This window comes from Streptococcus sp. OH4692_COT-348, from assembly GCF_003859975.1.
In the GTDB taxonomy this organism is placed as follows: Bacteria; Bacillota; Bacilli; order Lactobacillales; family Streptococcaceae; genus Streptococcus.
Genome location: NZ_RQZB01000013.1, coordinates 1 through 22,785 on the forward strand (window position 1 = coordinate 1; position 22,785 = coordinate 22,785).

General features: G+C 40.4%; 25 protein-coding genes and 1 other RNA gene. 18 read left to right on the top strand and 8 right to left on the bottom strand.

Annotated elements, in window-relative coordinates:
* From EII37_RS07810 to EII37_RS07825, 4 genes are all read left to right on the top strand, one after another.
* Positions 1 to 569 (top strand): LPXTG cell wall anchor domain-containing protein (locus EII37_RS07810; protein WP_124788170.1); only part of this gene is annotated, 569 nt, incomplete at its 5' end.
* Between the two features lie 590 nt (positions 570 to 1,159).
* The gene (glyQ, locus tag EII37_RS07815) at positions 1,160 to 2,077 is read left to right on the top strand and encodes a glycine--tRNA ligase subunit alpha (protein WP_000038733.1); all 918 of its coding nucleotides are present in this window, start codon (positions 1,160 to 1,162) and stop codon (positions 2,075 to 2,077) included.
* Between the two features lie 211 nt (positions 2,078 to 2,288).
* Positions 2,289 to 4,325 carry a glycine--tRNA ligase subunit beta gene (glyS, locus tag EII37_RS07820; RefSeq protein WP_124788171.1) on the top strand — a complete coding sequence of 679 codons (2,037 nt, stop codon included), beginning with the start codon at positions 2,289 to 2,291 and terminating at the stop codon, positions 4,323 to 4,325.
* A gap of 42 nt (positions 4,326 to 4,367) precedes the next feature.
* Positions 4,368 to 4,625 carry a DUF896 family protein gene (locus EII37_RS07825; RefSeq protein WP_000371299.1) on the top strand — a complete coding sequence of 86 codons (258 nt, stop codon included), beginning with the start codon at positions 4,368 to 4,370 and terminating at the stop codon, positions 4,623 to 4,625.
* A gap of 115 nt (positions 4,626 to 4,740) precedes the next feature.
* Here EII37_RS07825 and EII37_RS07830 read toward each other — a convergent pair whose 3' ends face one another.
* From EII37_RS07830 to EII37_RS07840, 3 genes are read right to left on the bottom strand one after another with little or no spacing between them, the layout of a single operon-like run.
* The gene (locus EII37_RS07830; RefSeq protein WP_124788172.1) at positions 4,741 to 5,985 is read right to left on the bottom strand and encodes an NAD(P)H-dependent oxidoreductase; all 1,245 of its coding nucleotides are present in this window, start codon (positions 5,983 to 5,985) and stop codon (positions 4,741 to 4,743) included.
* 18 nt (positions 5,986 to 6,003) lie between these two features.
* Positions 6,004 to 6,609, bottom strand: a complete 606-nt coding sequence (locus EII37_RS07835) for an NADPH-dependent FMN reductase (protein WP_070842713.1) — start codon at positions 6,607 to 6,609, stop codon at positions 6,004 to 6,006.
* A 59-nt stretch (positions 6,610 to 6,668) separates the two neighbouring features.
* Positions 6,669 to 7,592, bottom strand: a complete 924-nt coding sequence (locus EII37_RS07840; protein WP_124788173.1) for an FAD:protein FMN transferase — start codon at positions 7,590 to 7,592, stop codon at positions 6,669 to 6,671.
* 308 nt (positions 7,593 to 7,900) lie between these two features.
* Here EII37_RS07840 and nox point away from each other — a divergent pair, with 308 nt between their 5' ends.
* The 3 genes from nox to pdxT all read left to right on the top strand — a co-directional run bounded on the left by nox (position 7,901) and on the right by pdxT (position 10,889).
* Positions 7,901 to 9,280: a H2O-forming NADH oxidase gene (gene nox, locus EII37_RS07845; RefSeq protein WP_084863122.1), complete on the top strand. Its 1,380-nt coding sequence runs from the start codon at positions 7,901 to 7,903 to the stop codon at positions 9,278 to 9,280.
* Positions 9,281 to 9,431: 151 nt separating this feature from the next.
* Positions 9,432 to 10,307, top strand: a complete 876-nt coding sequence (pdxS, locus tag EII37_RS07850) for a pyridoxal 5'-phosphate synthase lyase subunit PdxS (protein ID WP_000138517.1) — start codon at positions 9,432 to 9,434, stop codon at positions 10,305 to 10,307.
* The gene (gene pdxT / locus EII37_RS07855; RefSeq protein ID WP_124788174.1) at positions 10,308 to 10,889 is read left to right on the top strand and encodes a pyridoxal 5'-phosphate synthase glutaminase subunit PdxT; all 582 of its coding nucleotides are present in this window, start codon (positions 10,308 to 10,310) and stop codon (positions 10,887 to 10,889) included.
* Positions 10,890 to 10,909: 20 nt separating this feature from the next.
* On the opposite strand, the gene EII37_RS07860 is transcribed toward pdxT, so the two are convergent.
* Positions 10,910 to 11,557 (bottom strand): hemolysin III family protein, encoded by a 648-nt coding sequence (locus EII37_RS07860; RefSeq protein ID WP_124788175.1) that lies wholly within the window; start codon positions 11,555 to 11,557, stop codon positions 10,910 to 10,912.
* Positions 11,557 to 12,000, bottom strand: a complete 444-nt coding sequence (locus tag EII37_RS07865) for a DUF1836 domain-containing protein (protein WP_124788176.1) — start codon at positions 11,998 to 12,000, stop codon at positions 11,557 to 11,559. Before EII37_RS07865 ends, EII37_RS07860 begins: the two co-directional genes overlap by 1 nt.
* Positions 12,001 to 12,134: 134 nt before the next feature.
* On the opposite strand from EII37_RS07865, the gene EII37_RS07870 reads away from it, so the two are divergent.
* The 7 genes from EII37_RS07870 (at position 12,135) to trxB (ending at position 16,487) form a co-directional block, all read left to right on the top strand.
* Positions 12,135 to 12,629, top strand: coding sequence for a GNAT family N-acetyltransferase (locus EII37_RS07870; RefSeq protein WP_033677458.1), 495 nt, complete (start codon positions 12,135 to 12,137; stop codon positions 12,627 to 12,629).
* Positions 12,629 to 13,138: a methylated-DNA--[protein]-cysteine S-methyltransferase gene (locus EII37_RS07875; protein WP_124788177.1), complete on the top strand. Its 510-nt coding sequence runs from the start codon at positions 12,629 to 12,631 to the stop codon at positions 13,136 to 13,138. The genes EII37_RS07870 and EII37_RS07875 overlap by 1 nt, the downstream gene beginning before the upstream one ends.
* 12 nt (positions 13,139 to 13,150) lie before the next feature.
* Positions 13,151 to 13,507, top strand: coding sequence for an arsenate reductase family protein (locus EII37_RS07880; protein WP_000889092.1), 357 nt, complete (start codon positions 13,151 to 13,153; stop codon positions 13,505 to 13,507).
* A 157-nt stretch (positions 13,508 to 13,664) separates the two neighbouring features.
* A complete protein-coding gene (locus EII37_RS07885; protein WP_001103451.1) occupies positions 13,665 to 14,465 on the top strand; it encodes an amino acid ABC transporter permease in 801 nt (266 codons plus the stop codon).
* Positions 14,465 to 15,208 (top strand): amino acid ABC transporter ATP-binding protein, encoded by a 744-nt coding sequence (locus tag EII37_RS07890; protein WP_124788178.1) that lies wholly within the window; start codon positions 14,465 to 14,467, stop codon positions 15,206 to 15,208. Before EII37_RS07885 ends, EII37_RS07890 begins: the two co-directional genes overlap by 1 nt.
* A gap of 77 nt (positions 15,209 to 15,285) precedes the next feature.
* A complete protein-coding gene (locus EII37_RS07895) occupies positions 15,286 to 15,510 on the top strand; it encodes a DUF4059 family protein (protein ID WP_185695977.1) in 225 nt (74 codons plus the stop codon).
* A 65-nt stretch (positions 15,511 to 15,575) separates the two neighbouring features.
* Complete coding sequence (trxB, locus tag EII37_RS07900; RefSeq protein WP_124788180.1) at positions 15,576 to 16,487, top strand: thioredoxin-disulfide reductase; 912 nt, start codon at positions 15,576 to 15,578, stop codon at positions 16,485 to 16,487.
* Positions 16,488 to 16,675: 188 nt separating this feature from the next.
* On the opposite strand, the gene rlmB is transcribed toward trxB, so the two are convergent.
* Entirely contained in the window at positions 16,676 to 17,404 is a 729-nt protein-coding gene (gene rlmB, locus EII37_RS07905; RefSeq protein WP_124788181.1) for a 23S rRNA (guanosine(2251)-2'-O)-methyltransferase RlmB, read from the bottom strand.
* A gap of 44 nt (positions 17,405 to 17,448) precedes the next feature.
* Positions 17,449 to 18,060 carry a peptide deformylase gene (def, locus tag EII37_RS07910; protein ID WP_001272956.1) on the bottom strand — a complete coding sequence of 204 codons (612 nt, stop codon included), beginning with the start codon at positions 18,058 to 18,060 and terminating at the stop codon, positions 17,449 to 17,451.
* 174 nt (positions 18,061 to 18,234) lie between these two features.
* Between def and EII37_RS07915 the strand changes: the two genes are divergently transcribed.
* The 4 genes from EII37_RS07915 to ssrA all read left to right on the top strand — a co-directional run bounded on the left by EII37_RS07915 (position 18,235) and on the right by ssrA (position 21,455).
* The gene (locus tag EII37_RS07915; RefSeq protein ID WP_124788182.1) at positions 18,235 to 19,560 is read left to right on the top strand and encodes a CapA family protein; all 1,326 of its coding nucleotides are present in this window, start codon (positions 18,235 to 18,237) and stop codon (positions 19,558 to 19,560) included.
* 21 nt (positions 19,561 to 19,581) lie between these two features.
* Entirely contained in the window at positions 19,582 to 20,409 is an 828-nt protein-coding gene (locus EII37_RS07920) for an HAD family hydrolase (RefSeq protein ID WP_124788183.1), read from the top strand.
* Between the two features lies 1 nt (position 20,410).
* Positions 20,411 to 21,046, top strand: coding sequence for an SGNH/GDSL hydrolase family protein (locus EII37_RS07925; RefSeq protein WP_000290665.1), 636 nt, complete (start codon positions 20,411 to 20,413; stop codon positions 21,044 to 21,046).
* Positions 21,047 to 21,107: 61 nt separating this feature from the next.
* Positions 21,108 to 21,455, top strand: a transfer-messenger RNA (tmRNA) gene (gene ssrA, locus EII37_RS07930).
* Between the two features lie 142 nt (positions 21,456 to 21,597).
* On the opposite strand, the gene EII37_RS07935 is transcribed toward ssrA, so the two are convergent.
* Positions 21,598 to 22,680, bottom strand: a complete 1,083-nt coding sequence (locus EII37_RS07935; protein WP_124788184.1) for a site-specific integrase — start codon at positions 22,678 to 22,680, stop codon at positions 21,598 to 21,600.
* Positions 22,681 to 22,785 lie beyond the last annotated feature (105 nt).

Consider the following 22,785-nt stretch of genomic DNA (forward strand, 5'->3'; position numbering starts at 1 on the left):
AACCAGTTGTAACGATTAAACCAGTTATTCCAACTAAACCAGTTGTAACGATTAAACCAGTTATTCCAACTAAACCAGTTGTAACGATTAATCCAGTTAGTTCAGCTAAACCAGTTGCAACGATTAAACCAGCTAATCCAACTAAACCAGTTGTACCAGTTAAGGCAGTTATTCCAGCTAAACCAGTTGCATCGGTTAAACCAGTTATTCCAACTAAACCAGTTGTAACGATTAAACCAGTTATTCCAACTAAACCAGTTTCTCAAGTGAAACCTGTTAAATTAGTAAGTCACAATAGACAAGTCTCAACTATCAAGCCTTCAATTAGCAATGATAAAATTGAGAAAGCTACATCAATTGCAATACATCATTCCAATATAGAAGCTAAGCATGAGAATAAAACACTAGCTGGAAGTAGTCAACAAGTGCTTTTAGCTACAGTCAACAAAGAAGGAAAACAATTACCAGCCACTGGTGAGAATAACATGATTTCTATTATTCTAAGTATTTCAGGAATTTCTCTCTTATTGTCAGTTATCGGACTTGCAACTTTTTCAAAAAGTGAGTAGAGAATACAATACATCTTTCTATAGTTTTTGATTTACAGTATGTTACAATTCTGATATAATAGTCATCAGGAAAGAAAGTCTTATGGCGTTCTTCAAGCGAGCTTGGAATAGTGGGAGCCAAGTAGGACAAAATAAAGAGCTGGCGCTTTCTGTAGTATTTTCAAAAACAATGAAGTAATAAATTAGGGTGGAACCGCGTTTCTGACGCCCCTAGTCGCAAGGCTTGGGTGTTGAAATTCGGTTCTTTTTGATTTTGAACCTGAGTCTTCTTTCAAGAAAATCAGTCTGTGATTTTCTATACAGTCCTACTGCTTTAGGTCTGTTTAAGCTAGAAGCAGTACTAACTCGTCTTTCCTCGTAAAATCGACGAGGCAGACTCGTGTCGCAAGTAATTTATAGAAAAAGGAGTAAATAATGTCTAAAAAATTGACTTTCCACTGCATCAGTGGCAGAGACCTCCTTACAGTCGGACTGCCCCACGCTCAGCACTAGAGTGCCTGAGCTAGACGCAGTACTAACTCGTCTTGCCTCGTATAATCAACAAGGCAGACTCGTGTCGCAAAAAATCATTTTTTATTAAGGAGTATTCAATGTCTAAAAAATTAACATTTCAAGAAATTATTTTGACTTTGCAACAATTTTGGAATGACCAAGGTTGTATGCTTATGCAGGCTTATGACAATGAAAAAGGTGCGGGAACCATGAGTCCGTACACTTTCCTTCGTGCTATCGGACCTGAGCCATGGAATGCAGCGTATGTAGAGCCATCACGTCGTCCTGCTGACGGTCGTTACGGAGAAAATCCTAACCGTCTTTACCAACACCACCAATTCCAGGTGGTCATGAAGCCATCTCCATCAAACATCCAAGAACTTTACCTTGAGTCTTTGGAAAAATTGGGAATCAATCCTTTGGAACATGATATTCGTTTCGTTGAGGACAACTGGGAAAACCCATCAACTGGTTCAGCTGGTCTTGGTTGGGAAGTTTGGCTTGATGGGATGGAAATCACTCAATTTACTTATTTCCAACAAGTCGGTGGACTGGCAACTGGCCCTGTGACAGCTGAAGTTACCTATGGTTTGGAACGCTTAGCTTCTTATATTCAGGAAGTGGATTCTGTCTATGATATTGAATGGGCTGATGGTGTAAAATACGGAGAAATCTTCATCCAGCCTGAGTACGAACACTCAAAATATTCATTTGAAATTTCGGATCAAGAAATGTTGCTTGAAAACTTTGATAAGTTTGAAAAAGAAGCTGGTCGCGCCTTGGAAGAAGGATTGGTACACCCTGCCTATGACTATGTTCTCAAATGTTCACATACCTTTAACTTGCTTGATGCACGTGGTGCCGTATCTGTAACAGAGCGCGCAGGCTATATCGCTCGTATTCGTAACCTAGCCCGTGTCGTAGCTAAAACCTTTGTCGCAGAACGCAAACGCCTAGGCTATCCACTTTTGGATGAAGCAACACGAGCTAAACTCTTAGCAGAAGACGCAGAATAAAGAGAGTGACAAATTACGAAAATGGGCGAACAGAGTGAGCCCTGAGCCAGTTGCCGTAGTGATGAAGGTATCCTTAGTGAAACTAAGGATACTAGGCAAAATTGGAGACTTTTGGCTCCAATTTTAGCAATGAAACAACGAAGTTGGTTGCTTGCGTGCCAATCACATAAGGCAAACTGGAAAATAAAAAGATATTTTTCGGAGAAAAAACATGACAAAAAACTTATTAGTAGAACTCGGTCTTGAAGAATTACCAGCCTATGTTGTCACACCAAGTGAAAAACAACTAGGCGAAAAAATGGCAGCCTTCCTCAAGGAAAACCGCCTGTCTTTTGAAGCCGTTCAAACCTTCTCAACACCACGTCGTTTGGCTGTTCGTGTGACTGGTCTAGCAGACAAACAGGCTGATTTGACAGAAGATTTCAAGGGTCCAGCAAAGAAAATTGCCTTGGATAGTGATGGGAACTTCACCAAAGCTGCTCAAGGATTTGTCCGTGGAAAAGGCTTGACTGTTGAAGATATCGAATTCCGTGAAATTAAGGGTGAAGAATATGTCTATGTCACTAAGGAAGAAATTGGTCAAGCAGTTGAAGCCATTGTTCCTGGTGTTGTGGATGTCTTGAAGTCCTTGACTTTCCCTGTCAGCATGCACTGGGCTAACAACATTTTTGAATATATCCGCCCTGTTCACACTTTAACTGTTCTTTTAGATGAAGAAGAGTTTGATTTGGATTTCCTTGATATCAAGGGAGGTCGTGTGAGCCGTGGTCATCGTTTCTTGGGGAAAGAAACCAAAATTCAGTCAGCTTTGAGCTATGAAGAAGATCTTCGTAAGCAGTTTGTAATCGCAGATCCACGTGAACGTGAGCAAATGATTGTTGACCAAATTAAGGCAATCGAGGAGAAAAATGGTGTACGTATCGAAATTGATGCGGATTTGCTGAACGAAGTCTTGAACTTGGTTGAATACCCAACTGCCTTTATGGGAAGTTTTGATGCCAAATATCTTGAAGTTCCAGAAGAAGTTTTGGTGACTTCGATGAAAGAGCACCAACGTTACTTTGTTGTTCGTGATCAAGATGGTAAACTCTTGCCAAACTTCATTTCTGTTCGTAACGGAAACGCAGAGTATTTGGAAAATGTCATCAAAGGAAATGAAAAAGTTTTGGTAGCTCGTTTGGAAGACGGTGAATTCTTCTGGCGTGAAGACCAAAAATTGGTGATTTCAGATCTTGTTGAAAAATTAAACAATGTCACTTTCCACGAGAAGATTGGTTCCCTTCGTGAACACATGATTCGTACGGGTCAAATCGCTGTACTTTTGGCAGAAAAAGCAGGTTTATCAGCTGATGAAACAGTTGACTTAGCCCGTGCAGCTGCTATTTACAAGTTTGACTTGTTGACAGGTATGGTTGGCGAATTTGACGAGCTCCAAGGCATTATGGGTGAGAAATATGCCTTTCTTGCTGGGGAAACTCCAGCGGTGGCAGTTGCTATTCGTGAACACTACATGCCTACATCAGCCGAAGGAGAACTTCCAGAGAGCAAGGTTGGAGCCATTCTAGCTATTGCAGACAAATTGGATACGATTTTGAGTTTCTTCTCAGTAGGCTTGATTCCATCAGGTTCTAATGACCCTTATGCCCTTCGTCGCGCGACTCAAGGTGTGGTTCGTATCTTGGATGCCTTTGGTTGGCACATTGCTATGGATGAGCTGATCGATAGCCTTTATGATTTGAAATTCGACAGCTTAACTTATGAAAATAAAGCGGAGGTCATGGACTTTATCAAGGCTCGTGTCGATAAGATGATGGGCTCTACTCCAAAAGACGTTAAGGAAGCGGTCCTTGCAAGTTCGAACTTTGTTGTGGCGGATATGTTGGAAGCGGCAAGTGCTTTCGTAGAAGCAAGCAAGAAAGAAGACTTCAAACCATCTGTTGAATCCCTCTCACGTGCTTTCAACTTGGCTGAAAAAGCCGAAGGAACTGATACTGTTGATCCTGCTCACTTTGAGAATGAAGAAGAGAAAGCTTTGGCAGAAGCAGTAGAATCACTCGTTTTGTCAGGAACTGCAAGTCAGCAATTGAAACAGCTCTTTGCGCTTAGTCCAGTTATTGATGCCTTCTTTGAAAATACTATGGTTATGGCCGAAGATCAGGCTGTCCGTCAAAATCGTTTGGCTATCTTGTCTCATTTAACTCAAAAAGCAGCTAAGCTTGCACGTTTTAACCAAATCAATACCAGATAAAATCTGTTAAACGCATTAAATCTTATCATAAAGGAGAGAAATATGGATCCTAAAAAAATTGATCGTATTAACGAGCTTGCCAAAAAGAAAAAAACAGAAGGCTTGACCCCAGAAGAAAAAGTAGAACAAGCCAAACTACGTGAGGAGTACATCGAAGGTTATCGTCGCACTGTTCGTCACCACATCGAAGGGATCAAAATTGTGGACGAAGAAGGAAACGATGTTACACCAGAGAAACTACGTCAGGTACAACGTGAAAAAGGCTTACATGGTCGTAGTCTCGATGACCCAAATTCATAATAAATATTTTTTCTTTTAACAAAGATAGATGAAATAATAACTAAAAGACTAGCAGTTTGTGTTTGCTAGTCTTTTTTTGCTAAAAAAGGAACCAAGATGGTTCCTAAAACTACTATTAGTTGCTTGCACCAGATGTAGCGTCTGCGCCACCACCGTGAGCTCCAGCATCACCTGCATCAGAAGCTCCAGATGTAGCATCTGCATCGCCGTGACCATGTCCGCCAGCAGATGCTGCAGCATTTCCACCAACTAGACGTTGACCAGTTGTTTCTAAGTACCAATCAAGCCATGGTTGGAAATTAAAGATAATTTCATTAATTCCAGCATATGAGCCATCTGGATAGTACATTGCCTTGTAGTTATGTGTATTAATAACACCTTCTGGTTGTCCTGGAACAATTGTACGAACATACTCTTGATCACCATTACGTAATACGCCTACAACCCACTCAACGTTTTTCATTCTTGCAGGTGGTAGAGAAGCGTGTACTGTTCCTAGTCGGCTACCTGCTTGAACTCGCACACGTTTACCATACATAGTGTTTGGATCTTGGTGGGCGTTATTGTAGTACAAGAATTGGTTATTATCATCCGCATATGTCAACTCAAATGGCATTGCTTTCAAGAACATATCAATTTGGTTAACTGTCAAGATACCATGGTCTAATTTTACGTAAGTATCTCCAGAAACAGCTCCAACAAGCTCAGCAGCTTTTTCTACCCATTCAGGATCATCAGGATCAACACCTTGAATGGTAGTTGCAATTGGATTTGTACAATATAAATCTTCTGGTGCGATTGGTTTTGGTTTTTTCAATTTTGAAACGACTCCCACATATTTTACAAAGTTGTCTAAACATGTTTCAAGGAAATTAATAGTTCCTTCATTTGTGATATTCCCATTAACATCAAAGGCTTCTTTAGCTTTACCAAGAAGGAATTCATTTCCTGGAAGTGTGTAGGCATTGACACCTGGAGCGTCAAGAATCTTACGAAGGTGAACTTGGGCACGAGAAGTACCTTGGTCGTAGTAAGATGCTCCCACAATCATGACTGGTTTGTTTTCAAATGGATGAACTTCGTATGAAAGCCATTCAAGAACAGATTTTAGGGAAGCTGAGATTGTGTGGTTGTGCTCAGGAGTAGCAATGATAACACCATCAGCACGAGTAATTTTGTTATATAAATAACGTAATTGGAAACTTTCGTCCCATTTTTCGTCTTGATTAAACATTGGAACTTCGTCAATTTCAAGAACTTCTAATTCAAATTTAAGTTTGAAGTGACGACGGATAAATTCCAAGAGTTTACGGTTATATGATTGATCGTAGTTTGATCCTACAAGTCCAACAAATTTCATTCTTTTTGGTCTCCTATCTTACAAATTTTCCCAGTCAAAGTCTTCAGCATCTTTGCGAAGTAGTTCTTGTGCATTACGCAATTTTTCAGTAATTTTTACAAAGATACGGAAGTCGTCAAAAGTAGCATCCAGTTTTTTGATAACATCAAGATCTACTAGGTCTCCACTTGGGGTGAAGGCTTGAAGAGAATGTGAAAGCAAGAATTCATCTGGAAGGACACTTGCTTTAATTTCTGGAGCATTCAAGATTTGGCGAAGTTGCAATTGGGCACGTGATGAACCAAGAGTACCATATGAAGCACCTGTAATCATGATTGGTTTGTTCAAAAGTGGATAGATACCATAAGACAACCAAGCAAGAGCGCTCATCAAAACAGCTGGGATAGAGTGGTCATACTCAGGAGTACCGATAATAACACCATCTGCCTCTTCAATTTTAGCAGCAATTTCTAAAATTTCAACAGGTACTTGCTTGTCGGCTGGTTTATTGAAGACAGGAATGTCTTTAATTTCAACAAGTTCAATTTCAGCTTTTTCAGCAAAGTGTTTTTGCATGTATTGAAGCAATTGACGGTTTGTAGAACGTTTTGAATTTGTTCCAACAATAGCAATAAGTTTTAACATGAGATTTCCTTTCTCTTTTTACATAATACGATTTTAAAACTCCATTGAAACATCTATTTCTATAGAGTAGGAATTCCTGAAGAACAGCTTAGGTGACCTTCTTTATCGATGAGGATAGCTTCGATGCCCTCCAAACTTTCGACTTGCCAGAGGATAGAAGCAGGTCTTTCTCCGAATAGACGAGTTGTCCAGATTTCACCATCAACTGATTTATCAGAGATGATTGTCAGACTAGCTAGTTCCGTTTCAACAGGATATCCTGTTTGGCTGTCAAAAATATGATGGTAATCTTTTCCATCGACAGTCAGGTGACGTTCATAAATGCCTGAAGTCACGACAGATTTATTGACAACAGGGATGGTCATTAAGTGATTTCCCCTCGGATTGGCTGGGTCTTGAATCCCAATTTGCCAAGTCTGATCCCCTCTTGCCTGATTTTTTCCAATAGTCAGGATATTCCCTCCCAGATTAATCAAGGCAGATGTCACTCCCTCTTCTCTCAGAAATTGGGCAACTTTATCCGCACTATAACCCTTGGCTAAACAACCAAGATCGATTTTCATTCCTTTTTGTTTTAAAAACACAGTGGAAGTGGAGGAATCTAACTCGATATAATGAGGATTGATTAAAGGAAGTACTGATTCAATTTCTTGAGGCTGGGCAACTTTGGCATCTGAAAAACCAATGCGCCAGGTTTGAATTAAGGGACCAATGCTGATGTTGAGATGACTAGAGGGTGCTAGGCTATGCTCTAATCCAAGTGAAATCAATTCAAACAAATCAGGATGAACTTTGACTGGAGATATTCCAGCTTGATAATTGATTTCCATCAACTCCGATTCTTGGCTATTGGCATTGAAGCGGTATTCAAGCTTTTTGAGCAAATCAAAGGATTTTTGAAGCAAGCTATCGGCTCGCTCATCTACTAATGAAATAGTGATAGTAGTCCCCATTAGGCGTTCGGAATGTGAACTAAGAGGCAAGCTACCAACTCCTTTCTCTTATGAAAAGAAGGCTGAAATATAGTAAATTTATATTAAATTTAACCCCTTACATTTTCTTTCCATGATACTAGCATACCATAAAGTCAGCGTTTTCACAAATAAAATTTGTAAACTTGTCAAGAAATATGCTCAGAAAATAAAGAGTAATTGTAAGAAAGGCTGATAAAATACAGATTATTTACATTTTTTTACAAAAAAATCGGGAAAATTAGCTAAACTCTTGTAAACGCTAACAGTAAATGTTATACTAGAAGAGTAAATTTAAAATTGAAGGTAGGAATTTTTCTATGAGTAAAATCGTTGTAGTTGGTGCTAACCACGCTGGTACAGCATGTATTAATACTATGTTGGATAATTTTGGCAATGAGAACGAAATCGTTGTATTTGACCAAAACTCTAACATCTCTTTCCTAGGATGTGGAATGGCCCTTTGGATTGGTGAACAAATTGACGGTGCTGAAGGCTTGTTCTATTCTGATAAAGAAAAATTGGAAGCTAAAGGTGCTAAGGTTTACATGAACTCACCAGTTCTTTCAATCGACTATGACAATAAAGTAGTTACAGCAGAAGTTGAAGGGAAAGAGCACAAAGAATCATACGAGAAATTGATTTTCGCTACAGGTTCTACACCAATCTTGCCACCAATCGAAGGTGTTGAAATTGTTAAAGGAAACCGCGAATTTAAAGCAACTCTTGAAAATGTACAATTCGTTAAATTGTACCAAAACGCTGAAGAAGTTATCCATAAACTTGCTGACAAGAGCCAGCACCTTGACCGTATCGCCGTTGTTGGTGGTGGTTACATTGGTGTTGAACTTGCTGAAGCCTTTGAGCGTCTTGGAAAAGAAGTTGTCCTTGTTGATATCGTTGATACTGTTTTGAACGGTTACTATGACAAAGACTTCACACAAATGATGGCTAAGAACTTGGAAGACCACAACATCCGCTTGGCGCTTGGTCAGACTGTTAAAGCAATCGAGGGTGACGGTAAAGTTGAACGCTTGATTACTGACAAAGAAAGCTTTGACGTGGATATGGTTGTTCTTGCAGTTGGTTTCCGTCCAAACACAGCCCTTGCTGATGGTAAGATTGAACTCTTCCGCAACGGTGCTTTCCTTGTAGACAAGAAACAAGAAACATCTATCCCAGGCGTTTATGCTGTAGGTGACTGTGCAACTGTTTATGATAATGCACGTAAAGACACTAGCTACATCGCACTTGCTTCAAATGCTGTTCGTACTGGTATCGTTGGTGCATATAACGCTTGTGGACATGAATTGGAAGGAATCGGTGTTCAAGGTTCAAATGGTATCTCAATCTACGGTCTTCACATGGTTTCAACTGGTTTGACTCTTGAAAAAGCTAAAGCTGCTGGTTACAACGCAACTGAAACAGGCTTTAACGATCTTCAAAAACCAGAATTTATGAAGCATGACAACCATGAAGTTGCCATCAAGATTGTCTTTGACAAAGATAGCCGTGAAATTCTTGGTGCACAAATGGTTTCACACGATTCTGCAATCAGCATGGGAATCCACATGTTCTCACTTGCTATCCAAGAGCATGTGACAATTGATAAATTGGCATTGACAGACCTATTCTTCTTGCCACACTTCAACAAACCATACAACTACATCACAATGGCTGCCCTTACAGCTGAAAAATAAAAATAAATGAGCTATCTGGCCTTAGGTTAAGGTCAGATAGTTTTTTAACTATTCTGTACCCATACAATTATGATTTTTTTATCTTGTGGTTCATCCTTTTCTGACTTAAAATGAAATAGTAGCTACCAATACAAATGATGAGGATAAAGAAATGACTGAAAATCGTTACGAACTAAATAAAAACTTGGCACAGATGCTCAAAGGTGGGGTTATCATGGACGTTCAGAACCCTGAACAGGCCCGTATTGCAGAGGCTGCTGGTGCGGCAGCTGTGATGGCCTTGGAGCGGATTCCAGCTGATATTCGTGCAGCTGGTGGGGTTTCCCGTATGAGTGATCCAAAGATGATTAAGGAAATTCAAGAAGCGGTTAGTATTCCAGTAATGGCTAAGGTCAGAATCGGGCATTTTGTTGAAGCTCAGATTTTAGAGGCTATTGAGATTGACTATATCGATGAGAGTGAGGTTTTATCTCCAGCTGACGACCGTTTCCATGTGGATAAGAAAGAATTTCAAGTTCCTTTTGTCTGTGGAGCTAAGGACTTGGGAGAAGCCTTGCGTCGTATTGCTGAAGGAGCTTCTATGATTCGTACCAAAGGAGAACCAGGTACAGGAGATATCGTTCAAGCTGTTCGTCATATGCGTATGATGAATCAGGAAATTCGCCGCATTCAAAACTTACGAGAGGACGAACTTTATGTTGCTGCCAAGGACTTGCAAGTCCCTGTAGAATTGGTTCAATACGTCCATGAACATGGAAAATTGCCTGTTGTAAACTTTGCGGCTGGAGGCGTTGCAACGCCAGCAGATGCTGCGTTGATGATGCAATTAGGGGCAGAGGGTGTCTTTGTCGGTTCAGGTATTTTCAAGTCAGGAGATCCTGTTAAACGAGCGAGTGCCATTGTCAAAGCGGTAACTAACTTCCGTAATCCTCAAATCCTAGCTCAAATCTCTGAAGATCTAGGCGAAGCTATGGTTGGTATTAATGAAAATGAAATTCAAATTCTCATGGCAGAGCGAGGAAAATAGATGAAAATCGGAATATTGGCCTTGCAAGGGGCCTTTGCAGAACATGCAAAAGTGCTAGATCGATTAGGTGTCGAGAGTGTTGAAATCAGAAATTTAGAAGATTTTCAGAAACATCAGAGTGATTTGTCGGGTTTGATATTACCTGGTGGGGAATCTACAACCATGGGCAAGCTCTTACGAGACCAGAACATGCTGATTCCCATTCGAGAAGCCATTCTATCTGGTTTACCAGCCTTTGGAACCTGTGCTGGCTTGATTTTGCTGGCTAAGGAAATTACTTCTCAGGAAGAGAGTCATCTAGGAACTATGGATATAGTGGTCGAGCGCAATGCCTATGGGCGCCAACTAGGGAGTTTCTATACGGAAGCAGAATGTAAGGGAGTTGGTCAGATTCCAATGACCTTTATCCGTGGTCCAATTATCAGTAGTGTTGGAGAAGATGTAGAAATTCTAGCAACAGTTGATAATCAAATCGTTGCAGCCCAAGAAAAAAATATGTTGGTAACTTCTTTTCATCCTGAATTGACTGATGATGTAAGCTTGCACCAGTACTTTATCAATATGTGTAAAGAAAAAAGTTGAGACTGAGTTTCTCAACTTTTTTACATGTAATAAACAATGGCGATGTATTGGAGTGCGGACGCAGCTAGGATAAAGAGATGCCAAATCATGTGGAAATAAGGTTTTTTCTTGGCGTAAAATCCAGCTCCAACTGTATAACAAAGTCCGCCAGTTACCATGAGACTCCAGAAAATTGGTGTGGTTTGACTGATAATGGCAGGAATGATAGTCAGAACCAACCAGCCCATAATCAGGTAAAGAGCAAGGCTAAATTTCTCATTGACTTTTTTAGCAAAGATTTTATAGAGAATACCAAAGACGGTCGTTCCCCACTGGATGGCAATAATTAGATAGCCAAACCAGTTATTCATCAAAGTCAGTACGACAGGTGTATAAGAGCCAGCAATGGCAACATAAATCATAGAATGGTCGATGATTCGCAAGACATATTTGTGGGTCGAACCATAGGCCATAGAGTGGTAAATGGTGGATGAGAGGAACATGAGAAAGAGACTAATAACGAAAATGGAGACACCGATAGATGATAAAAATCCGTGTGTCTCATAACTATAGGTGGATGAAATAGGTAGTAAGATGAGCATGATGACTGCACCTACGGCATGGGTCACGCTATTAGCAATTTCCTCTCCAAAACTGAGTTGTTTGCTGAGTTTTAGGCTTGTATTCATTAGATTTCCTCCTCTTGAGTATGATGGATTAAGGATAGAGTTTGATGATAGAGTTTAACGGTTTGGCAGCTGGTTTGTATAATAGGATTAGCTGGATCAATTCCTTGGTTCATGTAGTTCACAAAAGCATCGTAGAGTTGCTCTGAACTTGCTTGAGTTTGCAGAGTATTAAGTGTCTGAGCTATTTCTTGAATAGAAAATACAGACTTGAGGGTTGTGATAGCAATCAGACGGGCAATCTGTTGGCGTTGGTATTTTTTCTTGTCAGGCTTTGTCAGGTAACCATGTTTGACATAATTGTTGACCATAGATGCTGTCAGGCCCTTGTCTTTATCAGGAGAGATAGGGGCGCAGACCTGATTGACATAGAGTAAAACCTGGTCCAGATAGAGGTCAATGTTTGGAATTTCTGCCCATTTTGGGTAGGGAAAGGTAGTTTTCATTTCCAACTCCTTTTTATCTAGTTTTAATAACTAGATTATAAAATAATAAAAATAGAAAGTCAAGTTTTAACTGCTTGTAGAAAGACTTAAATTATGCTATGATGGGAGAAACTAGTCAGAAATGAGGAGAAAAGATGGAGATTCGTTTAGCTTTTCCAAATGAAGTAGATGCCATCATGCAGGTGATGGAAGATGCTAAAAAATGTTTAGCAGATGCTGGTAGTGACCAGTGGCAAAATGGTTATCCAAATGCTGATATTATTATTGAAGATATTATCTCAGGTCAAGCCTACGTAGCCTTGGAAGAGGGAGAACTACTAGCATATGCAGCTGTGACCAAAAGTCCAGAGGCAGCCTATGAAGCCATTTATGAAGGAAAATGGCAAGCTGGAGAGTCAGAGTACCTAGTCTTTCACCGTATTGCTGTGGCGGCAGATGTCCAGGGACAGGGAGTTGCTCAAACCTTCTTAGAGGGCTTGATTGAAGGTTTTGATTATCTAGATTTTCGCTCAGATACGCATGTTGCAAACAAGGCCATGCAGCATATCTTTGAAAAACTCGGTTTTAAACAGGTTGGTAAGGTTCCAGTTGATGGCGAACGCTTGGCCTATCAAAAATTGAAGAAATAATGCAAAAGAAGTACGCAAAAATACTCTACTCTTCGCCAATTGGCTCCCTTTCTCTCGTAGCTGATGATTATCATTTGTATGGCATTTGGGTGCAGGAGCAGAAGCATTTTGAGAGGGGACTAGGAGATGAAACGATAGAAGCAGTTGTTAGTCATCCCATTTTAGATTCAGTTATTGCTTGCTTAGATGATTACTTTAAAGGCAAGCCTCAGGATTTATCCGACTTGCCTTTGGCTCCAATCGGAACGGATTTTGAAAAGCGAGTTTGGTCCTATTTACAGGAAATTCCTTATGGTCAGACAGTGACCTATGGACAAATAGCCCAAGACCTGCAAGTGGATTCTGCTCAAGCAATTGGTGGAGCAGTGGGGCGCAATCCTTGGTCTATCCTAGTACCTTGTCATCGTGTGCTAGGAGCAGGCAAGCGTCTGACAGGGTATGCTGCAGGAGTGGAAAAGAAAGCTTGGCTCTTGGAGCATGAAGGTGCAGATTTTAAAGATATAAAATAGAAAGTGAAACATATGTTAGAATTTATCGAATACCCAAAATGTTCAACTTGTAAAAAAGCAAAACAAGAATTAAACCAACTCGGTGTGGACTACAAAGCTGTTCACATCGTAGAAGAAACACCCAGCCAAGAAGTCATTTTAAACTGGCTAGAGACCTCAGGTTTCGAGTTGAAGCAATTTTTCAACACCAGTGGAATCAAATACCGTGAATTAGGGTTGAAAGATAAGGTAGGAAGTCTGTCAAACCAAGAAGCAGCCGAGTTGCTAGCAAGCGACGGTATGTTGTTAAAACGGCCAATTTTAGTAGAAAATGGAACTGTTAAGCAAATCGGTTATCGAAAACCTTATGAAGAATTGGGATTGAAATAGTTTTTATCTATCTATTCGATAGATAAAATATATAACCTCCCTGTTTTAAAGTATGATAAACTAGTAGGTAGACAAAGTCTGTATCTGACCGTAGCAAATAATTTCATTGACGGCAGAAGTATGGTAGAATGAATCATTATCAGGAGAGGATGTTTTTATGAATGTTACAACGATTTTAGCATCAGATTGGTACCAAAACTTGATGCAATTGATTCCGGATGGTAAGCTTTTTAGCTTGCGTTCGGTCTTTGATGGGATTCCAAGAATTGTCCAACAACTTCCAACAACGATTATGTTGACCATTGGTGGTGCCCTTTTTGGCTTAGTTTTGGCGCTTCTTTTTGCCATTGTGAAAATCAATCGTGTCAAGATTTTATATCCCTTGCAGGCATTCTTTGTTAGCTTCTTAAAAGGGACACCGATTTTGGTGCAACTCATGTTGACCTACTACGGAATCCCTTTGGCTTTGAAAGCTCTCAATCAGCAATGGGGTACTGGTCTCAATATCAATGCGATTCCAGCGGCTGTTTTTGCGATTGTAGCCTTTGCCTTTAATGAGGCAGCTTATGCTAGTGAAACCATTCGTGCAGCCATTCTCTCAGTCAATCCTGGTGAGATTGAGGCGGCACGCAGTCTGGGGATGACCCGAGCGCAAGTTTATCGTCGAGTGATTATTCCAAATGCAGCGGTGGTAGCTACTCCAACCTTAATTAACTCCCTCATCGGCTTGACCAAGGGAACTTCCCTAGCCTTTAGTGCGGGTGTTGTGGAAGTCTTTGCCCAAGCTCAGATTTTGGGTGGGGCTGATTACCGCTATTTTGAACGCTTTATCTCCGTTGCTCTTGTTTATTGGGTAGTCAATATTGGAATTGAAAGCCTCGGTCGTTTCATCGAGAGAAAAATGGCTATTTCTGCACCTGATACAGTGCAAACAGATGTGAAAGGAGACCTTCGTTAATGATTAAGATTTCGAATTTAAGCAAATCCTTTTCAGGACAGACTGTCTTGGATCATCTGGACTTGGACATTCAAAAAGGGGAAGTTGTAGCCTTGATTGGTTCTTCAGGAGCTGGAAAATCAACTTTTCTTCGTAGTCTCAATTATCTTGAAACACCTGACAGTGGCTCTATTCAGATTGATGATTTCTCAGTTGATTTTTCTAGAATCACTCAAGAAGAAATCCTTGCCCTACGCCGTAAGCTGTCTATGGTTTTCCAACAGTTTAATTTGTTTGAACGCCGAACAGCACTTGATAATGTGAAAGAAGGCTTGGTTGTTGTCAAGAAATTGTCTGATCAAGAAGCGACTAAGATTGCCAAGGAAGAGTTGGCTAAGGTTGGGCTTTCTGACCGTGAAAACCATTATCCTCGCCATTTATCAGGTGGACAAAAGCAACGGGTTGCCCTAGCGCGTGCGCTTGCTATGAAACCAGATGTCTTGCTCTTAGACGAACCAACTTCAGCTCTTGACCCAGAATTGGTCGGTGAAGTAGAAAAGTCTATTGTAGATGCTGCTAAGTCAGGTCAAACCATGATTTTAGTCAGCCATGACATGTCTTTTGTAGCTCAAGTGGCTGATAAGATTCTCTTCTTAGATAAGGGGAAAATCATCGAGTCTGGAACACCGGATGAGATTATCCACCATCCTAAAGAAGAGCGGACAAAAGAATTCTTCGCTAGTTACAAACGGACTTATATTTGATATAATAGATAAAGGAAAACTCAGTTAGCTGGACTAGCTGAGTTTACTCTTTAAAAAAGATAGAAATGAGAGAAATCATGCTACTGCAACTATTTTCTTTATATTTCGAGAGTTTGATCTTGACCACCATCCTCGTCCTGATTTTTTTAGGGATTTGGATTGGACTGAGAGTCATGTCAGGAGTGGATAAGACAGCCAAGGCTCGCCAAGCCCATCTCTATGATATGATTATGATTGGGGTCTTGGTTGTTCCAGTATTATCCTTTGCGGTGATGAGTTTAATTCTTGTTTTCAAGGCATAATCCTTGCGTGATTGACAAGAAAGAGTTAGAATAAAGATAGTTACAACAAGAAAGAAGGAATTTATATGTACGATACTATTATTATTGGTGCTGGACCTGCAGGGATGACTGCGGCCTTATACGCTGCTCGAAGCAATCTGAAAGTAGCCTTGATTGAAGGTGGTCTTCCAGGTGGTCAGATGAATAATACATCTGATATCGAAAATTACCCAGGGTACGCTAATATCAGTGGACCAGAATTGGCAGAGAAGATGTTTGAACCGCTCGAAAATCTTGGTGTTGAGCACATTTATGGTTATGTTAAAAATGTTGAAGACCATGGTGATTTTAAGAAAGTGATTACTGATGACCAAACATATGAAACACGTACAGTTATCGTAGCAACTGGTTCTAAACACCGTCCTTTGGGAGTACCTGGAGAAGAAGAACTGAATAGTCGTGGTGTTTCTTACTGTGCTGTGTGTGATGGTGCTTTCTTCCGTGACCAAGATTTGTTGGTAGTCGGTGGTGGAGATTCAGCTGTTGAAGAAGCTCTCTTCTTGACTCGTTTTGCTAAGACTGTTACCATTGTTCACCGTCGTGATCAACTTCGTGCTCAAAAGGTTTTACAAGACCGCGCCTTTGCGAATGAGAAAATAAGCTTTATCTGGGATTCTGTAGTCAAGGAAATCAAGGGTGAAAACCGAGTAGAATCTGTCGTTTTTGAAAATGTGAAAACAGGTCAAGTGACAGAACAAGCCTTCGGTGGTGTCTTTATCTATGTTGGTTTGGACCCTCTTAGCGATTTTGTTAAAGAATTGAATATTCAAGATCAGGCAGGTTGGATTGTGACAGATAACCACATGAAAACTGCAGTTGACGGTATCTTTGCGGTTGGAGATGTTCGCTTGAAAGACCTTCGCCAAGTAACAACAGCAGTTGGAGATGGGGCTATCGCTGGTCAAGAAGCCTATAAATTTATCACAGAACATAGTTAATACACTTCGAAAATCTCTTCAAATCACATCAGCTTCGCTTTGCCGTAGGTATGGGTACTGACTTCGTCATCTATCCACAACCTCAAAGCAGTGCTTTGAGCTGTCTACAGCTAGCTTCCTAGTTTGCTCTTTGATTTTCATTGAGCATAATCATAAAAAAGTTTCCAATCAGATGACTGGAAACTTTTTTATAGTCTATTTCGAAAAACTTCGTACATGAGAATTGCTGCAGCAACACTGGCATTAAGACTTTGAACATGTCCATTCATAGGAATGGTAATCATCTCATCAACCTGTTTTTTGATGTTGCTAGAGATGCCTTTTCCTTCATTTCCGATGATGAGGGCGATTTTCCCTTTTGTATTCCACTTGTGGCAAGGAGTACCATTCATATCTGTTCCAAAGGTCCAGAATCCTTCATCCTTGAGTTTGTCCAGAGTTTGGCTCAGATTGGTCACTCGAGCGATTGGAACGTGCTCAATAGCACCTGTGGCTGTTTTGGCAACGACAGGAGTAACTCCCACAGCACGGTGTTTGGGAATGATGACACCTGAAACATTGGTCGCATCGGCTGTTCTTAAGATGGATCCTAAGTTGTGAGGATCAGTTAGGCCATCCAGAATCAATAGAAGTGGATTTTCTTCTTGGCGCGTTTGGGCAAGGATGTGATCCAGCTCACTATAGGTAAATTCAGATACTCGTAGAACAAAACCTTGGTGGACAGCACCTTCAGTCATCTCAGAGAGGGATTTTTTTGCAGTCCAAGAAATGGACACCTTCTTTTCTGTAGCCAGTTCCTTGACTTTCTCAACGTTCTTACCTCGGAGATCTTCTTGGAGGTAGAGTTTGTTTCCAGTATTTGCAAGGAGGGCTTCGGTAACGGCGTGGACGCCATAGACAATATCATTTGTTTTCATGCCTCTATTATAACACAAAACCCCGTCTTGCAACGGGATTTTCTTTATTCTAGAATCAGTAAACCATCTTTAACTGCAAATGGGTCTTTTTCATTGATACGATCGTAAAACATGATGCCGTTTATGTGGTCAATTTCATGTTGAACAACAATGGAGTTATAACCTTTAAGTTTGATACGGTGTTTTTCCCCATCTTTGTCAAAGTAGTCAACAGTAACGCGGGCATGGCGAACAACATAGCCAGGCACGTTACGGTCCACAGACAGGCAACCTTCTCCTTCACCAAGAGCAGCGTCTTGAACAGAGTGAGAGACGATTTTTGGATTGTACATAATAGCTTGCAAGTCGTAAGCTTCCTGAGGAGTTTCGCCTTCTTCGACAATATTAGGCACCAAAACAGCGATAATGCGTTTTGAGATATCTAATTGAGGAGCAGCAAGACCAACACCACCTCGGAGTCCCATCTTTTCAGCCATGACAGGATCTTGGGAATGTTTGAGGAATTGCATCATCTTTTCGCCAAGAATAATTTCTTGATCAGATAGAGGGAAAGTAACTTCCTCAGCAACCGCGCGTAGGGTAGGATTCCCTTCACGGATAATATCGTTCATATCAATTAAGTGAGCAGCTTTTGTAATACGTTCTATTGCAGACATTTTCTCTCCTTTCATTACCTCTACATGATAACACAAAATGACAAGGATTGAAAGTATTACGGCATCGAGCTTTTATAGAAAATGTCTAGTAGGTTCGATTCAATTGTGAAAGAATTACTTATCTGTGATATAATAAAAAGAAAAGGCTTGCATTAGAAAGTAGGGAGAATGAAGATGCAGAGAAGACAAGATAGATATAAACGTGGACCAGTTTTTCATTTTGTGAGAGGCTTTGTAAACTTTTTTAGGAGTTATCGCAAGTGGAGCAATAAGGGATTTGTGGCGATACTCTTGCTAGCAGTTGTTTTATCAATGGGCTTGGTCTTGTTGTTTGAAAGCTTCCAAGGAATCCCCTTAACCAGTCAAAAAAAGGATACCATTTCTCAAGAAGCAAATAAGACCAATCAAAATGCTAAAGATCAGGACGAGGAAAAAACTGCAAGAATTATGGCTAACGGGGACCTCCTCTATCACATTCCTATCTATCGTTCTGCCTTAAAAGAAGATGGAACCTATGATTTTCATGAAAATTTTGATTATGTGAAACCATGGCTCAAACAAGCAGACCTGATTATAGGCGACTTTGAAGGTACGGTAAACAAGGACCACTATTTGGCTGGTTATCCTCTTTTTAATGCACCTGGCGAAGTCATGGATGCCATCAAGGATGCAGGTTATCAAGTGCTAGACTTGGCGCATAACCATATTCTAGATTCACAAATAGAAGGTGTGGTCTCAACAGCAGATGCTATTGAGAAGGCAGGAATGACACCTATTGGAGTATATACGCATGAGTCCCGTGATCAAGCTCCACTCGTTATCAAGGAAGTGAACGGCATCAAGGTTGCACTTTTAGCCTATTCTTATGGATTTAATGGAATTGAGCAAAGTATTTCCCAAGAAGACTATAACCGCTATCTTTCAGACCTAAATGAAGACAAGATGAAGGCTGAAATTGAACGAGCAGAGCAGGAAGCAGATATCACCATTATCATGCCTCAGATGGGTGTGGAGTATCGATTGGAACCAACTGAAGAACAAAAAGTTCTTTATCACAAGATGATTGATTGGGGAGCGGATATTATCTTTGGAGGGCATCCTCACGTTGTAGAACCATCTGAAACAGTTGAAAAAGATGGGGATAAGAAACTCATTATCTATTCAATGGGGAACTTCATTTCCAATCAACGAATTGAAACCATGCAAGATGAAGAGAATGCTAAGTGGACAGAGCGTGGCGTGCTCATGGATGTGACTATTAAGAAAAAAGCAGGTAAGACGACAATCGAAACTGCCAAAGCGCATCCTTCTTGGGTAAACCGTACACCGAAAGGAACCTATTCTCCAGAAGGTTATCCACTCTTCCTTTACCAAACTTATATCTTAGAAGATTTTATCGAGGGTGGTAGTCATCGTGATCAGTTAGATGAAGCGACTAAGGAACGAATTGATACAGCCTATAAAGAAATGAACGAACATGTGGGATTGAAGTGGGATTAGTTTGAATCCAGAGGAAAGTAAATGACGATTAAGGTAATTGCAACAGATATGGATGGGACCTTGCTGGATGCTAGAGGCCAGCTTGATATTCCACGCTTGGAAAAGATTTTAGATCAGTTGGATCAAAGGGGTATTCGTTTTGTCATCGCGACGGGCAATGAAATTCACCGCATGAGGCAACTACTGGAGTACTTGGTCGATCGAGTGGTTTTGGTTGTTGCTAATGGTGCTCGTATTTTTGAAAACAATGAACTGATTCAGGCCCAGACTTGGGATGATGCTATTGTCGACAAGGCTTTGGCTCATTTCAAGGATCGAGCGTGTCAGGACCAGTTTGTTGTAACGGGGATGAAGGGTGGTTTCGTCAAAGAAGGTACCATTTTTACAGATCTTGAAAGTTTTATGACTCCAGAAATGATTGAAAAATTCTATCAACGGATGCAGTTTGTGGATGAGTTAACCTCTGACCTCTTTGGTGGTGTGCTCAAGATGAGTATGGTTGTTGGTGAGGAACGGTTGAATTCGGTCTTGGAAGAAATCAATGATCTCTTTGATGGCCGTGTTCGGGCTGTATCGAGCGGCTATGGTTGCATTGATATCCTTCAAGCTGGGATTCATAAAGCATGGGGCTTGGAAGAATTACTCAAGCGTTGGGAATTGGACCCCCAACAAATCATGGCTTTTGGTGACAGTGAAAATGATGTTGAAATGCTTGAAATGGCTGGAATTGCCTATGCGATGGAAAATGCTGATGATAAAGCCAAAGCTGTGGCTACTGCTCTAGCGCCAGCCAACAGCCAAGGCGGAGTTTATCAAGTCTTGGAAAACTGGTTAGAAAAAGGAGAATGAAGTGGCAGTACAGTTATTAGAAAATTGGTTACTAAAGGAACAAGAAAAAATCCAAACCAAGTATCGTCACTTAAATCAGGTTTCTGTTGTAGAGCCAGACATTCTTTTTATTGGGGATTCCATTGTCGAATATTATCCTCTGCAGGAACTATTTGGGACTTCGAAGACGATTGTCAATCGAGGCATTCGAGGTTATCAGACAGGGCTGTTATTAGAAAATCTAGATGCGCATCTGTACGGTGGAGCAGTAGATAAAATTGTCCTTTTGATTGGGACAAATGATATCGGAAAAGATGTGCCTGTGAATGAGGCTCTCAATAACCTCGAAGCTATCATACAATCCATTGCTCGCGATTATCCATTGACTGAGATTAAATTGCTTTCTATTTTGCCAGTCAATGAGGGAGAAGAGTACAAGCAGACAGTCTATATCCGCACGAATGAAAAAATTCAGAAATGGAATCAAGCCTATCAAGAGCTTGCTTCTGCCTATATGCAGGTAGAATTTGTGCCAGTTTTTGATAGTTTGACAGACCAGGCAGGTCAACTCAAAAAAGATTATACAACTGATGGGTTGCACCTTAGTGTTGCTGGTTATCAGGTTTTGACAAAATCTTTGAAAGACTATCTTTTGTAGTTAATTGCTTTCCTTTTTGCATTTTTGTGTTAGATAAGGTATAATGGTTTTATTGTCTTTTGGGGTCGTTACGGATTCGACAGGCATTATGAGGCATATTTTGCGACTCGTGTGGCGACGTAAACGCTCAGTTAAATATAACTGCAAAAAATAACACTTCTTACGCTCTAGCTGCCTAAAAACCAGCAGGCGTGACCCGATTTGGATTGCTCGTGTTCAATGACAGGTCTTATTATTAGCGAGATACGATCAAGTCTTGTCTAGCGGCTTGATAAGAGATTGATAGACTCGCGGTTTCTAGGCTTGAGTTATGTGTCGAGGGACTGTTAAACGAATACATAACCTATGGTTGTAGACAAATATGTTAGCAGATGTTTGGACGTGGGTTCGACTCCCACCGGCTCCATTATTCCTTTGCATTCTTTTGCATTCCTTGGTAAAACGTTGTTAAATCAACGTTTTTTATTTTTATCTTTGGTATTCCTTGGTATTCTTTTGCGAAAAAGACAGACCCTAAAACAGACCCTCTTTTTGAAGAAGGTCTGTCGTGTTTAAAAATCAATATAATTCGCAAAGCGTTCTCCGATGTCATCCTTTGCTTGCTTGGTTATGTGGGTATAAACGTTCATGGTCGTCTTCAAGTCAGAATGTCCGAGTCGATGTTGTACTTGCTTCAAGGTCATACCAGCATCGAAACATAGACTGGCATGTGTATGTCTGAATCCATGGATTTTAATTGGACGCAAGTCACTACCTTCCACAATTTTGATAAGCCACTTTCTGGGCAAGGTGCTTGGAATCGGCTTTTTAAACTCATTTTCAAAAATGTATTTGGTATTTGGATTCTGCTTTCTCCATTTTTTCAAAATACTCTTTGTCTTTTGGTCTAGACTAATTAGTCGATTACTGCTGACCGTCTTGGTGTTGCCTATCTCTTCGCCTGCAAAACCTCTTGTAATAGCCTTGTTTATGTCCAGAGTATTATCTGTCCAGTCATTCCATTCAAGGGCTAAAATCTCCCCTTTTCGTGCCCCTGTGAAGGCCAGAAGACGGAATAGAGTTATCTTCTCTAAATCCTTTGTTTTTGAGACAAGTTTTAAGAATTTTTGAAGTTCGTCTTTGCTATAGAAATCGCTCTTCGTGTCTGATTTCTTTCTTGTTGATGTAATCACACTGTCTACTGGATTGGTATCAATGTAACCATGCCTAATTGCATACTTAAAAACATTATTCATCAATCCCTTTAATTTACGACCGTAAACCAGTTTCTTAGACCACTCATTGGCTTGTTCCTGCATTTGAAGCGGTGTTATCGTGGCTATCTTTCGATTGCCAAAAACTGGATAGATGTGATTCTTGAAATTTCTAGACGTCTTGATATAAGTGCTTTCTTGGACAGTTTCAGAGTAATCTTTGAGCCATTTTTTTGCAATTTCCTCAACCGTAATTTCTTTCCTGGTCTGTTCTCCACTTTCAATATCGTCCTGAAGTTGAAGTAGTGCTGCCCTTGCTTTTGCCTTTGTAGCAAATCCTCTTCGTTTAATATACTTGTCTTTTCCATTTTCTTTTCCGACGTAAACTCTAAAGCCAAAAGCCGTCTCTCCGCTTTTCTTTTTATAAGACTTTATTTCCATTGATTTTTACCTCATTTCTTGATAAAATGGGTATAGTAAAAAGGGCTTTTTAATGCCGTTTACTATACATGGATATCCTTACACTCAGAGTCGCCAAACTTTGCG